This is a genomic window from Variovorax sp. GW821-FHT10B04 (genome assembly GCF_059415645.1).
This window is the reverse complement of sequence record NZ_JBWKNQ010000002.1, coordinates 560786-574807: the sequence shown is the minus strand read 5'-3', so window position 1 is coordinate 574807 and position 14022 is coordinate 560786. Positions and strand designations below refer to the sequence as shown.

General features: G+C 67.9%; 12 protein-coding genes. 7 read left to right on the top strand and 5 right to left on the bottom strand.

Annotated features, from left to right (window positions below; all coding sequences use genetic code 11):
* Positions 1–26 precede the first annotated feature (26 nt).
* From AC07PZ_RS07720 to AC07PZ_RS07710, 3 genes are all read left to right on the top strand, one after another.
* Positions 27–710, top strand: coding sequence for a L,D-transpeptidase (locus tag AC07PZ_RS07720; protein ID WP_495294460.1), 684 nt, complete (start codon positions 27–29; stop codon positions 708–710).
* A gap of 250 nt (positions 711–960) precedes the next feature.
* Positions 961–1482 (top strand): fasciclin domain-containing protein, encoded by a 522-nt coding sequence (locus AC07PZ_RS07715; RefSeq protein WP_495294563.1) that lies wholly within the window; start codon positions 961–963, stop codon positions 1480–1482.
* Positions 1483–1517: 35 nt separating this feature from the next.
* Positions 1518–1790 (top strand): cysteine-rich CWC family protein, encoded by a 273-nt coding sequence (locus tag AC07PZ_RS07710; protein WP_495294459.1) that lies wholly within the window; start codon positions 1518–1520, stop codon positions 1788–1790.
* Here the strand turns inward: AC07PZ_RS07710 and AC07PZ_RS07705 are convergent.
* A complete protein-coding gene (locus tag AC07PZ_RS07705; RefSeq protein WP_495294458.1) occupies positions 1787–3205 on the bottom strand; it encodes a zinc-binding metallopeptidase family protein in 1419 nt (472 codons plus the stop codon). The two genes, AC07PZ_RS07710 and AC07PZ_RS07705, sit on opposite strands and share 4 nt — an antisense overlap.
* A 232-nt stretch (positions 3206–3437) precedes the next feature.
* Between AC07PZ_RS07705 and AC07PZ_RS07700 the strand changes: the two genes are divergently transcribed.
* The 3 genes from AC07PZ_RS07700 (at position 3438) to AC07PZ_RS07690 (ending at position 8078) form a co-directional block, all read left to right on the top strand.
* Entirely contained in the window at positions 3438–4916 is a 1479-nt protein-coding gene (locus AC07PZ_RS07700) for an MFS transporter (RefSeq protein ID WP_495294457.1), read from the top strand.
* Between the two features lie 4 nt (positions 4917–4920).
* Positions 4921–5685: a class II glutamine amidotransferase gene (locus AC07PZ_RS07695; protein WP_495294456.1), complete on the top strand. Its 765-nt coding sequence runs from the start codon at positions 4921–4923 to the stop codon at positions 5683–5685.
* A gap of 185 nt (positions 5686–5870) precedes the next feature.
* On the top strand, positions 5871–8078 hold the full coding sequence (locus AC07PZ_RS07690) for a TonB-dependent receptor (protein WP_495294455.1): 2208 nt from the start codon (positions 5871–5873) through the stop codon (positions 8076–8078).
* A 71-nt stretch (positions 8079–8149) separates the two neighbouring features.
* Here the strand turns inward: AC07PZ_RS07690 and gshB are convergent, their stop codons facing one another.
* The 3 genes from gshB to AC07PZ_RS07675 are packed head-to-tail and all read right to left on the bottom strand — an operon-like array spanning position 8150 to position 11074.
* The gene (gene gshB / locus AC07PZ_RS07685) at positions 8150–9103 is read right to left on the bottom strand and encodes a glutathione synthase (protein WP_495294454.1); all 954 of its coding nucleotides are present in this window, start codon (positions 9101–9103) and stop codon (positions 8150–8152) included.
* Positions 9103–10401, bottom strand: a complete 1299-nt coding sequence (locus tag AC07PZ_RS07680) for a benzoate/H(+) symporter BenE family transporter (RefSeq protein ID WP_495294453.1) — start codon at positions 10399–10401, stop codon at positions 9103–9105. The genes gshB and AC07PZ_RS07680 overlap by 1 nt, the downstream gene beginning before the upstream one ends.
* A gap of 49 nt (positions 10402–10450) precedes the next feature.
* The gene (locus AC07PZ_RS07675) at positions 10451–11074 is read right to left on the bottom strand and encodes a YitT family protein (protein WP_495294452.1); all 624 of its coding nucleotides are present in this window, start codon (positions 11072–11074) and stop codon (positions 10451–10453) included.
* A 108-nt stretch (positions 11075–11182) separates the two neighbouring features.
* Here AC07PZ_RS07675 and AC07PZ_RS07670 point away from each other — a divergent pair, with 108 nt between their 5' ends.
* Positions 11183–12109 (top strand): polysaccharide deacetylase family protein, encoded by a 927-nt coding sequence (locus tag AC07PZ_RS07670; RefSeq protein WP_495294451.1) that lies wholly within the window; start codon positions 11183–11185, stop codon positions 12107–12109.
* Here AC07PZ_RS07670 and AC07PZ_RS07665 read toward each other — a convergent pair.
* Complete coding sequence (locus AC07PZ_RS07665) at positions 12092–13960, bottom strand: potassium transporter Kup (RefSeq protein ID WP_495294450.1); 1869 nt, start codon at positions 13958–13960, stop codon at positions 12092–12094. The two genes, AC07PZ_RS07670 and AC07PZ_RS07665, sit on opposite strands and share 18 nt — an antisense overlap.
* Between the last annotated feature and the right edge of the window lie 62 nt (positions 13961–14022).

Below are 14022 nucleotides of genomic sequence, written 5' to 3'. Positions count from 1 at the left end.
CCGTTGCACGCCTTCGCGAGGTCCTCATGACACACCCATCCTCCCTTCGGCACGGCGCGATGCGCGCCACGTTCGTCCTCGGTCTTGCCTTGCTCGGCACGGCAGGCACGGCGGCATCGGCTGCTGCAGCGTCACCGGCGCGCAATGAAGCCTCGGTGGCAGCGTCCGCCGACGTCCAGATGCTGGTGCGCAGCGCCGTTCACTCGGGCGACAACAAGGGCCAGCCTTTCGCGATCGTCGACAAGAAGAATGCGCGGCTCTTCATCTTTCGCGGCGACGGCACCTTGAGCGGCACGACGCCCGTGCTGCTCGGTGCGGCACGGGGCGATGACTCGGTGCCCGGCATCGGTGAGCGGCCGATGGCGCAGATCAAGCCGTCCGAGCGCACCACGCCGGCCGGCCGCTTCATCTCGGAGCCGGGGCGCAACATGCAGGGCGAGGACATCGTCTGGGTCGACTACGACGCCGCGGTGTCGATGCATCGCGTGCGCACGAGCAACAAGTCGGAACGCCGCGCGCAACGACTGGCCACGCCGACCATCGCCGACAACCGCATCTCCTATGGCTGCATCAACGTGCCGGCCGCGTTCTATGACGCGCACGTGAAGCCGGCTCTCGGCAACACGCGTGGCGTGATCTACGTGCTGCCCGAAACGCAGCCGCTGGCGCAGCGCTTCAGCTTCCTCGGAGGCAGCGCCGCGGCCGACTGAAGCCCACCGCGGTCCGGTCTCGTGACACCGGAGCGAAGGCAATTGAACGACGCATGAATCCGCCACGCGCCCCGGCGCGTATCCATTGCAGGCGCCCAGGCGCTTCCGCATGGCTGGCGGTTCACCAGCGTCGTCACATCACCTTCACATCCAGTCACAGGAGTCATCCATGAAGAAACTCATCACGGCCGTCGGCGTCTCGATCCTTCTCAGCGCCTGCGCAGGCGGCATGGGCATGAAGGACGGCGGCATGTCCAGCATGTCCGGCAACAGCATGTCGGGCGGCATGTCGAACCCGATGGTCGGCGGTGCAGCGATGTACCCGACCAAGGACATCGTCGACAACGCAGTCAACTCCAAGGATCACACCACGCTGGTCGCCGCCGTGAAGGCCGCGGGCCTGGTCGATACGCTGAAGAGCCCTGGCCCGTTCACCGTGTTCGCGCCGACCAACGATGCCTTCGCGGCGCTGCCGGCCGGCACGGTCGACACCCTGCTCAAGCCGGAAAACAAGCCCACGCTGACCAAGGTCCTGACCTATCACGTGGTGCCGGGCAAGCTCGATGCCGCAGCGCTGATGGCGATGATCACGGCGGGTGGCGGCAAGGCGATGCTGAAGACCGCCAGCGGCGGCACGCTGACGGCGACGGCCAGCGGTGGCAAGGTCTACGTGACCGACGCCAAGGGCGGTACGGCCATGGTGACCATCGCCAACGTCTACCAGTCGAACGGCGTGATCCACGTCGTCAACAAGGTGCTGCTGCCGGGCTGATCGCCGACTCGCGCGGGCTGCATGAGAATGCAGCCATGCCCGCGATCCGCCCACCCATCACCGCCGTTGCCGAACCGGCAGCGGCGGTGAACGTCGATGCCACACACTGCCCGATCTGCGGCACCGCCAACGTGTGTGCGATGGAAATCGAACGCGAGACCGGACTGGCGCAGCCGCCCTGCTGGTGCATGAGCGCGACCTTCACCGAGTCGCTGCGCGCGCAGGTGCCCGAGCCCTTGCGTGGCCGCGCCTGCATCTGTGCACGCTGCGCCGCCGCGGCGGCAGTTCACCCCACGCCCGGCGCTTAACCCACCACCGGTTCCTGCTGGTTCTGCAGGCCGCCATCCTGGCTCTGCGTCTGACTTTGGGTCTGCGCCTGCGACGGCGATGCCGGCGGCGTCGGTGCCTCGACTGCGGCAGTTGGTGTCGCAGCCGGATCCTCGCCTTGCGACATGCCGTCCTGCTGCGCCGCCACCGCCGCATCGCTCTGGTCGTGCCGCTGCTGGGTGATCACCTGATGGATGAACTGCAGCTTGCCGACCGCCGTGCGCGGCAGCACGAAGGGGTAGTAATCGGGCTGGCCCATGCTGCGCGACAGCTCGTTGAGAACGTTGGTCAGCCGCACCCAGCCGTTCAGGAAATCAAGAAACTTCGCCGCATCGGGATGTTCCGGCTGCCAGAGATCGGTGGGCTCGAAGAGGTCGCTGGCCAGTTCGACGTTCTGTGCGTCCACACCGAAGCTCATCGCCGTATCGGCGGTATCGGCCATGTGCAGGTAATGCGCCCAGGTCTCCGCCCAGTCCTCCCAGGGATGCGAGCTGGCATAGCTGGTGACGAAACGATTGGCCCAGTCCGGCGGAGGTCCGTTCTCGTAATGGGTGCGCAGTGCCGTCGCGTAGTCGGCCCGCTCGTCGCCGAACAGCTCGCGAAAGTCGTCGATCCAGGGCGTGGGGAAGACCAGCAGATCCCAGTAGTAGTGACCGATCTCGTGGCGGAAATGGCCGACCAGCGTGCGGTAGGGCTCGCGCATCTCCGCACGGATGCGCTCGCGCACGGCGTCTTCGGCCTCTTCGGCATTGAGCGTGATCACGCCCTGCTCGTGGCCCGTGAGCACATGCGGGCCACCGGGCAGGTTGCTCAGGAAATCGAAGGCGAGCCCGTGCACCGGATCGGTCAGCCGCGTGACGACCGGCAGGCCGAGCGCCAGGAGCTGCGAGATCAACCGGCGCTTGCCCTGCTCAAGCTTGCGCCAGAGGATGCCGTTGCTCTCGATCGACAGGTCGGGAATGGTGCGCGTGACGCTGCACGACAGGCAGTAGCCGGGCGACAGGCCATCGCAATGGTGGCTGGCCGGGTCGTCGCCATGGCGCGGCGCCGGCACCATCCAGTTGCAGCCGGCCGCGGTGAGGAAGTTGGCGCAACGGCGCCAGGCCTTGCCGCCCGTGTCGCCGAACACGGTGAAGGTGTCGGGCTCCGCACCGTCGTGCCCGGCCGGTGCCAGCGGCACGACGCCCAGGCTGTCGATCACATAGCCCAGCGGCGTGCTGCAGGCCAGGCACTGGCTGTTGCCGAGGAACACGGGCCGTCCGCATTGGCATTGGTAGGCGCGGCTGATGGTCGGAGCGCGCAGGTCGGCCGCGAGAGACTGGCCCTGGTCCCCGGGGGCGTTGTCCGCCGTGGCCTGAGCGACTGGCACGGCGTTGTCGGTGAGGGTGGAATCCATGGTGTGTTCGTTGTTCTCGGGTGGCAATCAGGAAAGCCCCGGCTCGTGCCCGGGTGGATCTGCGGAATTTGCGGAATTTGCGAGAAGGGCCGTCGGGCCGATCGTGACAGCCGGAGGATTCTCCCGGCCGCTATTTGCGACGCCGGGCGACAAAAGCCCGATATCCTTGTAGGACGGGCCGACGAGACCGGCCATACCGAATTCCAGCGCTCCCCACGCGCCCGTGCCATCCATGACAACACCACCCCCGCAGACCCTCGCGAGCCGCTATGGCGAGCGCTACCGCTGGCTTCTGCTCCTGTCCGTGATGGTCGGCACGATGGCGTCGATCATGTCCTCGACCATCGTCAACGTCGCGATTCCCGGCATGAGCCATCACTTCTCGCTGGGCCAGGAACGCGCGCAGTGGGTCAGTTCGGGCTTCATGGTCGCGATGACGGTCTCGATGCTGACCACGCCCTGGCTGCTCGGGCGCTTCGGCTACCGGCGCACCTACGTGGGAACGATGCTGATGTTGCTCGCCGGCGGCATCTCGGGCGGCATGGCCAACGATTTCGCGCTGGTGCTCGCCGCGCGCGTGGCCGAAGGGCTGGCTGCAGGCGTCGTGCAGCCCATCCCCGCCATCATCATCCTGCGCGCCTTCGCGCCGCACGAACAAGGGCGCGCCAGCGGCATCTTCGGCATGGGCGTGGTGCTGGCGCCGGCCATCGGGCCGAGCATCGGCGGCGTGCTGGTCGACCTGTTCGGCTGGCGCTCGATCTTCTTCATGGTCGTGCCCTTCTGCCTGGCCTCGATCTGGCTGGCCTACCGCTATGTGCCCGTCACCGCACCCGGCGGCGTGGTCGCGGAGCGCGGCAAGGGACTCGACTGGCGCGGCCTGCTGATCGGCACGGTCGGCACGCTGTGCCTGCTCAACGGCCTGGTCGAACTGCGCAGCGACGCACCCATGCAGGCCCTGCTGCTGCTCGCCGGTGCCGCGGCGTCGCTCGGCCTCTTCATCTGGTGGCAGAAGCGCCTGGCGGCGCATGGCGGCTCGCCGCTGATGCACATGGGCCTGTTCGGCCACCGGCAGTTCAGCATGGGCAGCGCGGTCGCCTTCATCTACGGCACGGCGCTGTTCGGCTCGACCTATCTGCTGCCGGTGTACATGCAGGTTGCGCTGCACCTGTCGGCCTCGCACGTCGGCACCATCATGCTGCCGGCGGGCATCGTGCTGGCGGTGGCGATCGCAGGCGTGGGCCGGCTGGCGGACCGCCAGCCGACGCGCGTGCTGGTGAGCATCGGCCTGGCGTTGCTCGCGCTGTCGTTCGCGCTGATGCCGGTGCTCGGCATGGGCAGCTCGCTGTGGCTGCTGGTCGCCTTCGCGATCATCGGGCGCATCGGGTTGGGCTTCATCCTGCCGTCGCTGAACCTCGGGTCGATGCGGCCACTGCCCAAGCCGCTGATTCCTCAGGGCGCCAGCGCCATCAGCTTCCTGCGCATGCTGGGCGGTGCCACCGGCGTGAGCCTGTGCGCCATCGTGCTCGAATGGCGGCTCGCGGCGCACGGCGATTCGCTCGCGCAGGCGGCCACCAGCCCGGCGCGGCTGGCCGCGTTCAACGACGTCTTCCTGATGCTCGCGGCGCTGTGTGCGCTGGCCATCCTCGCGGCCTGGCAACTGCGCGAACCCACGTCGACCGCATCCACCACACCGACCGAGAAAAGGACCTGACCGCATGTGCCAGCTGCTCGGCATGAACTGCAACACGCCCACCGACGTGACCTTCAGCTTCACCGGCTTCGCGCAACGCGGCGGCCGCACCGATCACCACGCCGACGGCTGGGGCATCGCCTTCTTCGAGGACCGCGGCCTGCGCCACTTCGTCGACCATCTGCCGGCCTGCGATTCGCCGGTGGCCGAGCTGATCCGGCGCTACCCGATCAAGAGCCGCAACGTCATCTCGCACATCCGCAAGGCGACGCAGGGTGCCGTCAACCTGCAGAACTGCCACCCGTTCGTGCGCGAGCTGTGGGGCCGTTACTGGGTGTTCGCGCACAACGGCGACCTGAAGGATTTCCGGCCGCGGTTGCACGGCAGTTTTCATCCGGTCGGCAGCACCGACAGCGAACACGCGTTCTGCTGGCTGATGCAGGAGCTGGCCAAGTCGCATGCCGACGTGCCCAGCGTGGCCGAACTCACGCTCACGCTGCGTGAGCTCGCGCCGCGCGCCGCGAAGCACGGCACCTTCAACTTCATGCTGTCGAACGGGCAGGCGCTCTGGGCGCATGCATCGACCAACCTCTGGTACGTCGAACGCCAGCATCCCTTTGCCGCCGCCCATCTGGCCGACGAGGACCTGCACATCGACTTCGCCCAGCACACCACGCCGGCCGACCGGGTGGCGATGATCGTCACGGCGCCATTGACGACCGACGAACACTGGACGGCCTTCGCGCCCGGCGAGCTGGCGGTGTTCGTGGACGGCAGCCGCGCAGGCTGATTTCACGCGGACCGCGGCGGGCCACGCGCGGGCCGGCACGCAGTCGCCCACCGTCGCGACACGGCAGAAGTCGCAGAAAAACAACGAATGACCCGCGACGCGAGCGCGTCAGCGATTGGATACGATCTGCCACAAAGATAATAACGCTTCTCATTTGCACAACCCTCGTACAACAGGGAACCGTTATGCCCACCATCCAATTCCCGGTACGCGCCGTCGCCCTCGCCTCGGTGTTCGCTCTTCACTCGCTGGCGGCCATCGCCCAGACCAGCACCGCCAGCGGCACGCTGTCCACCGTCACCGTCGAAGCCAGCGCCGACGCTTCGGCCGAAGGGCTGACCAAGCCCTACGCCGGCGGCCAGGTGGCACGCGGCGGCCGCGTGGGCATCCTGGGCAACCAGGACAACATGAGTTCGGCATTCAGCGTGACCAGCTTCACCAACGAGCTGATCCAGAACCAGCAGGCGCGCAGCGTCGGCGACGTGCTCCAGAACGATCCGTCGGTGCGCGTGGCACGCGGCTTCGGCAACTTCCAGGAGTCGTACTTCATCCGTGGCTTCCTGCTGGGCTCCGACAACATCGCCTACAACGGCCTCTACAGCCTGCTGCCGCGCCAGTACATCTCGTCGGAACTGTTCGAACGCGTTGAAGTGCTGCACGGCGCGAGCGCGTTCCTGACCGGCGCCACGCCCGGCGGCGACGGCATCGGCGGCACGGTCAACCTGCTGCCCAAGCGCGCCGGCAGCGAGCCGATCTCGCAAGTCACGGTCGGCACGGCCAGCGGCTCACAGTTCTACACGGCAGTCGACCTGGCGCGCCGCTTCGGTCCGGACGATAGCGTGGGCGTGCGCATCAACGCGGCCCATCGCAGCGGCGGTACTTCCGTCGACAACGAGGACGTGAAGCTCGACGTCGCTTCGGTCGGCCTCGACTGGCGCAGCCGCAACGCACGCCTGTCGGCCGACATCGGCCACCAGGAACATCGCCTGAAGCAGACGCGCACCAATGTCGGCGTGGACGGCCTCACGGCGATTCCCTCGGCACCCGACGATGCGTCGACCAACTGGGCGCAGCCGGGCAGCTACTCCAACGAACGCGACACCTTCGGCACGGTGCGCGGCGAATACGACATCACCGACGACGTGACCGCCTGGTTCGCCGCCGGCGCCCGCCGTGGCGATGAAGCGAACTCCCTGGCCAACCTGGCCCTCAGCAACGCCAGCACCGGCGCCGGCACGACCTACCGCTTCGACAACACGGCGATCGAGAACGTCAAGACCGGCGAATTCGGCATCCGCGGCAAGCTCGCGACCGGCCCGGTCAAGCACACGCTGGTGGCGTCGTATTCGTACTTCGGCTCGGAACGCAAGAACGCCTACAAGTTCGACTTCCTCACCACGCAGGCGACCAATCTCTACAACCCGGTGCTGACGACCGTCCCGGCGTTCAGCTCGCTTGCCTTCGGCGGCAACGACCTCGCTGCGCCGGCGCTCACCGCCAAGAAGCGCCTGTCGAGCTACGCGGTCGGCGACACGCTCGGCTTCCTGGACGAGACGGTGCTCGTCACGCTGGGCGCGCGCCACCAGCAGCTTCAGATCGACGGCTATGCCTACGACACCGGCGCCCAGACCAGCGCCTACGACAAGAGCCGCACCAGCCCGGCGGCCGGCATCGTCTTCAAGGCGACCAAGGAATTGTCGGCCTACGCGAACTACGTCGAGAGCCTGTCGCCGGGCGACACCGCACCCGCGCTCTCGGGCACCACACCGGTTGCCAACAAGGGCGAGATCCTCGCTCCGTACGTCGCGAAGCAGAAGGAAGTCGGCCTGAAGTACGACGGTGGCCGCCTGGGCGCCAGCGCCGCGCTGTTCTCGGTGGACAAGCCGCGTGCCTTCTTCGACCCGGTCACGACCTACTACAGCGCGACGGGCAAGGACCGCCACCAGGGCCTCGAACTCAACGTGTTCGGCGAGCCGCTGAAGGGCCTGCGCCTGCTGGGCGGCCTGACCTTCCTGGACGCGAAGCAGAAGTCCACGGGCAGCAGCACGACCGACGGCAAGAAGGTCATCGGCGTGCCCGACGCGCAAGGCAGCTTCGGCGTCGAATGGGACGTGACGGGCGTTCGCGGCCTGTCGCTGGACGCACGTGTGACGGCCACCGGCAGCAGCTATGCCGATGCGGCCAACACGCTCAAGGTTGCAGGCTGGACGCGGCTCGACATCGGCGCACGCTACGTGACGGAAATCGGCGGCAAGCTGGTGACCTTCCGTGGCCGCGTCGACAACGTGGCCGACCGCAGCTACTGGGCATCGGTCGGCGGCTACCCCAACGCCGGCTACCTGGTGCTGGGCAACCCGCGCACCTTCAGCCTGACCGCCTCGGTCGACTTCTGATCGCCTGACCGCTCTCCGCGACGCCGGCCGGCATCGTGCCGGCCGCTGCTAGAAAGCCCCCAAAGCCGCGCTCAGCGCGGCTTTTTCAATTCCGCTTCGAGCGCATCGATGAACATCGCCGGCACGTCGAAGCCGGTCTGCTCGGTGATTTCCTGGAAGCAGGTCGGGCTGGTCACGTTGATCTCGGTCACCGAGTCGCCGATCACGTCGAGCCCGATCAGCAGCAGGCCGCGCGGTGCGAGCTTGCGGCCCACCGTCTCGGCGATCTCGCGGTTGCGTGCCGTGAGCGGCTGCGCCACGCCCTTGCCGCCGGCGGCCAGGTTGCCACGCACTTCGGTGCCCTGCGGGATGCGCGCCAGCACGAAGGGCGCCGGCTCGCCCGCGATGATCAGGATGCGCTTGTCGCCTTCGGTGATCTGCGGCACGAAGCGCTGGACCATGATGGTCTCGGCGCCGTTCTTGTTGAGCGTCTCGACGATCGAGCCGAGGTTGAGCGCGTCCTGCCGGACACGGAAGATGCCCATGCCGCCCATGCCGTCGAGCGGCTTCAGGATGATGTCGCCGTGTTCCGCATGGAAGGACTTGACCGCCTCCGCGCTGCGCGTGACCAGCGTGGGCGTGGTGAATTGCGGGAACTCCATGATCGCGAGCTTCTCGGGATGGTCGCGCAGCGCCGACGGCTTGTTCACGACCCGCGCGCCCTCGCGCTCGGCCTGGCCCAGCAGGTGCGTCGCGTAGATGTACTCGGCGTCGAAAGGCGGGTCCTTGCGCATCAGCACGCCGCCGAAGTCCTTCAGCGCCTTGTTCTCGACGATGTCCACGCGGTACCAGTCCTTCGGGTCGCCGGTCAGCGTGATCTGCTGCACGGTGGCGGTCACGAGGCCGCCCGACACCCATTGCAGGTCCTGCGGCAGGCAGGCCGCGATGCGATGGCCGCGGCGCTGGGCCTCGCGCATCATCGAGAAGGTGGTGTCCTTGTAGATCTTGAACTGGTCGAGCGGATCGACGACGAAGAGGATGTTCATCACGGCTGTGGCTTTCCGGCTGTCGGGTTGGGGGCGGTGTCCGCTGCGGCTGGCGTATGGGCAACTGGCGCAACGGCGGCCTTCTGGTCGCGCTTGATCTTGCAGGCAGGCGCGATGTCCTTGCCGGCGGAGGCCTTTCGGCCGGCCTGCTGGATGGCCAGCGCGACCGCGCCGGCCACCACGCCCCAGAAGGCGGAGCCGATGCCGGCCAGGGTCACGCCCGAGAGCGTGACGAGGAAGGTGATGAGCGCGGCTTCGCGGTGCGGCTCGTCGCGCACGGCGGCCGCGATGCCGCCGCCGATGGTGCCGAGCAGCGCCAGCCCGGCGATCGCCGCGACCAGTTCCTTCGGAAAGGCGGTGAGCAGGCCGGTGACGGCGGCACCGAACAGCCCGATCAGCACGTAGAGCGCGCCGCAACTCACGGCCGCGGTGTAGCGCCGCTTCGGGTCTTCGTGCGCCTCGCGGCCCATGCAGATGGCCGCCGTGATGGCGCTGAGATTGAGCGCATAGCCGCCGAAGGGCGCGAGCACCAGCGTCGCCAGGCCGGTCAGCGTGATGAGCCGGGAGATCGGCAGGTCGTAGCCCGACGCGCGGATCACGGCGACGCCCGGCAGGTTCTGAGAAGCCATCGTCACCACGAACAACGGCAGCGCCAGGCTCACGGCCGCCTGCCAGGTGAAGACCGGCATCGTGAACACCGGCATCGCGAGGTCGAAATGCACCGCGCCCCAGGCCAGTTGACCGCGCGCCGCCACATAGGCGATGGCCACGGCCAGCGTCAGCGGCACCGCGTAGCGCGGCAGCAGGCGCTTGGCGACGAGGTAGGTGCCGAGCATCAGCAGCACCAGCGGCAACGCCGTCTGCGCCGCCAGGAAGGCCTGCAGGCCGAAGCGCGCGAGCACGCCGGCCAGCAGCGCGGAGGCGATCGCCATCGGAATGCGGTTCATCACGCGCTCGAACCAGCCGGTGGCACCGGCCAGGGTGATCAGCACGGCGCAGACGATGAAGGCGCCGACCGCCTCGCCCATGCCGTGACCGGCACCGGCCACCGCCAGCACCGCCGCGCCGGGCGTGCTCCAGGCGATCATCACGGGCTTGCGCAGCCAGAGCGAGGGCAACGCCGACGCCAGCCCCATGCCGAGGCCAAGCGCCCACATCCACGAAGAGATCATGGCGGGCGTGGCACCGAAGGATTGCGCGGCCTGGAACACGATGGCCACCGAACTCGTGAAGCCCACCAGCACCGCGACGAAGCCCGCAGTGAAGGCCGAAAGGCTCAGATCCTTGAAAAAACGCATCCGGCGATTGTGCCGGGATCGCCCCGCGCGGCACGGGCGGCGAGGAAGCCTACATCGTCACGTAGCGCCCGGGCTTGTGGTTCACCGCGAGGAACACGCTCATCACCACCGCCGCCAGCACCGAATACAGCACCCGTCCCGGCGCGATGATGAAGAAGGCCAGCGCGACGATGCTGCAGTCGATGCACATCTGCACCTTGCCGGCGCGCCAGCCGTGCTTCTCCTGCATGTAGAGCGACACGATCGTCGCGCCGCCCAGGCTGCCGCGATGCCGCGCCAGGAACAGGCAGCCCGCGCCCATCAGCAGGCCGCCCAGCACCGCGGCGTAGGCCGGATGCAGGCGGTCGATCGCGAACAGCGAGGGCGACCACTCCGTCATGGCCGACAGCAGCGTGATCGCGATGAAGGTCTTGAAGGTGAATTCGCGCCCCATGCGCACCCAGGCGAAACCGTAGAACGGCAGGTTGATCAGGAAGAACAGCTTGCCGAAGCTCACGCCCGTCAGGTAATGCAGCAGGAAGGCCACGCCCGCCGCGCCGCCGGTCAGCAGGCCGACCTGGTTGAACAGGATCAGCGCGAGCGACACGAACAGCGTGCCGGCAAAGATCGCCTGGGCGTCCTCGAATCGGCTGTGGCGCAGGGTCGGCATGGCGGCGGTGGCGTTGGGGGTCATGGGCGGAAACGGGGCAAGGCAGGATACGCTGAGCCTCAAGCACAAAGCTTGCCGCCTCTCGACGCAGCCGGGGCTGCGCGCCCGTGCGCGCGATGGCAACATGGCGCCATGAACCCGCGCTGGCCCGACCTTCTTCCCTCCCACGACCGATTCGCCTACCGGCCGATCACCCGCCGGCCCGACTACCGCTGGCCGAACGGTGCGCGGCTCGCGGTGTATCTCGGCTTCAACCTGGAGCATTTCGCCTTCGGCGACGGACTGGGCGCCAGGATCGGCCCGGCATCGCCCGAGCCCGACGTGCTGAACCACGGCTGGCGCGAATACGGCAACCGGGTCGGTGCCTGGCGCTGCCTCGACCTGTTCGACGCGCTCGGCCTGCCGACCGGCGCGCTGGTCAACACCGCGCTCTACGACCACTGTCCCGAGTTGATGCAGGCGGTGGCGGCCCGCGGCGACGAACTGATCGGCCACGGCCACAGCAATGCCGAACGGCAGGGCGACTACGCCGAAGCGTCGGAACGCGCGCTGCTGGCGCGCTGCCGCGATCGGATCGCGGCGGAGAGCGGCCGGGCGCCGACCGGTTGGCTGTCGCCCTGGATCTCCGAGAGCCTGCGCACGCCCGACCTGATGGCCGAGACCGGCTACCGCTACACGCTCAACTGGTGCCATGACGACCAGCCCACGCGGATGGCGACGCGCGACGGCCGCGGCCTCTGGGCCATTCCCTATCCGCAGGAGCTGAACGACATCCCGATGATCGTGGCGCGCCAGATGGACGCGAAGGACTTCTCGGCGATGGTGGTCGACAACTTCGACGAGATGCGCGAGCAGTCGCGCACGCAGCCGCTGGTGATGGGCGTCGCGCTGCACCCGTACATCGTCGGCCAGCCGTATCGGCTGCGGCATCTGCGGCGCGCCCTGGAGCACCTGGCGCGGGCGCGCGATGCAGGCGAAGTGTGGTTCACCACGCCCGGCGCGATCTGCGTGCACATGGACGCGCTCGCGGCCGAGCGGCCCTCAGATTTCGATTTTTGAGCCGAGCTCGACCACCGCGTTGTTCGGCAGGCTCAGGAAGTCGGCCGCGCCGCTCGCGTTGTGGTGCATCTGCGCGAACAGCTTCTCGCGCCAGGGCGCCATGCCGCTGCCCAGCGTCGGAATGACGACGTCGCGCGACAGGAAGTAGCTGGTCGCCATCGGCTCCATCTGGCAGCCGCGCATGCGCACGCTTTCGAGCGCGCGCGGCAGGTCGACGTCGTTCTTGAAGCCGTAGTGCACCGTGACCGCCCAGCAGTGGTGGCCGAGCGCCTCCATCTCGACCCGCTTGTCCATCGGTATCCAGGGCACCTCGTGGCTGCGCACCGTGACGAACAGGTTCTGCTCGTGCAGCACCTTGTTGTGCTTGAGGTTGTGCAGCAGCGCGTTCGGCACGTTGCCCGGCTCGGCCGTGAGGAACACCGCGGTGCCGTCGACCCGCGCGGGCGGGCTCACGAACACCGCTTCGAGGAAGCTGCGCAGGTCGAGCGCGTCGGCGCGCTGCACTTCGCCCATCAGCCGCCGGCCTTCCTTCCAGGTGATCATCAGCATGAAGATGCCACCGCCGATCAGCAGCGGGAACCAGCCGCCTTCGGGCAGCTTGAGCAAATTCGACGCGAAGAAGGCGAAGTCGATCACGAAGAAGACCGACGTGGCGCCGATGCACAGGGCCAGCGGGAGCTTCCAGGCGTAGCGGATCACGAAGAAGGTCAGCACGGTGGTGATCAGCATGTCGGTGGTGACGGCGATGCCGTAGGCAGCCGCCAGATTGCTCGACGAACGGAACATCACCACGGCCAGCACGATCGCGACGAACAGGCCCCAGTTCACGAAAGGCATGTAGATCTGGCCGGCCGACCGCACGCTGGTGTGCTGGATGTTCAGGCGCGGCAGATAGCCGAGCTGGATCACCTGCCGCGTGACGCTGAAGGCGCCGGTGATGAGCGCCTGCGAGGCGATCACCGTGGCGAGCGTGGCCAGCAGCACGAGCGGCACCAGCGCCCACTCGGGTGCCATCATGAAGAACGGGTTCTGCACGGCGGCCGGGTTCTCCAGCAGCAGCGCGCCCTGGCCGAAGTAGTTGAGCGTGAGCGCCGGCATCACGACCGAGAACCAGGCGATGCGGATCGGCCCCTTGCCGAAGTGACCGAGGTCGGCGTAGAGCGCTTCGGCGCCGGTCACGCACAGCACGGTCGCGCCCAGGATGATGAAGCTGGTGAGCGGGTTGTCCCAGATGAAGCGGAACGCGTAGTACGGGCTCAGCGCCTTCAGGATTTCCGGGTGGTTCACGATCTGCGAAACGCCCAGCACCGCCAGCACCACGAACCACGCGAGCGTGACCGGCCCGAAGAACTTGCCGATGCCGGCCGTGCCGCGCTTCTGCACGGCAAACAGGCAGAACAGCACCACCAGCGTGATCGGGATCACGTAGTGCCGGAAGTGCGGCGACACCACCTCGAGGCCTTCGACCGCCGACAGCACCGAGATGGCCGGCGTGATGACACCGTCGCCATAGAACAGCGACGTGCCGAAGATGCCGACGGCCAGCAGGCCATTGCGCAGCCGCGGCTTGTCGGCCACCGCGCGGGACGCCAGCGCGAGCATCGCGACCAGGCCGCCCTCGCCCTCGTTGTCGGCGCGCAGAACCAGCACGACGTACTTGAGCGAAACGATGATGGTCAATGTCCAGAAGAACATCGAGAGCACGCCGTAGACGTTCTCGATGGTGAACGGCACGTGGCCGTGACCGAAGACTTCCTTGGTGGCGTACAGCACGCTGGTGCCGATGTCGCCATAGACGACGCCGACGGCGCCGATGATCAGCGCGGCGGAGGAGGATTTGGGGGCTGACACGAGGGAGTCGATGGGCGGAAGGCCGCGGGACGGCTATTTTGCCCGTGCCGCAAGGCACCGCA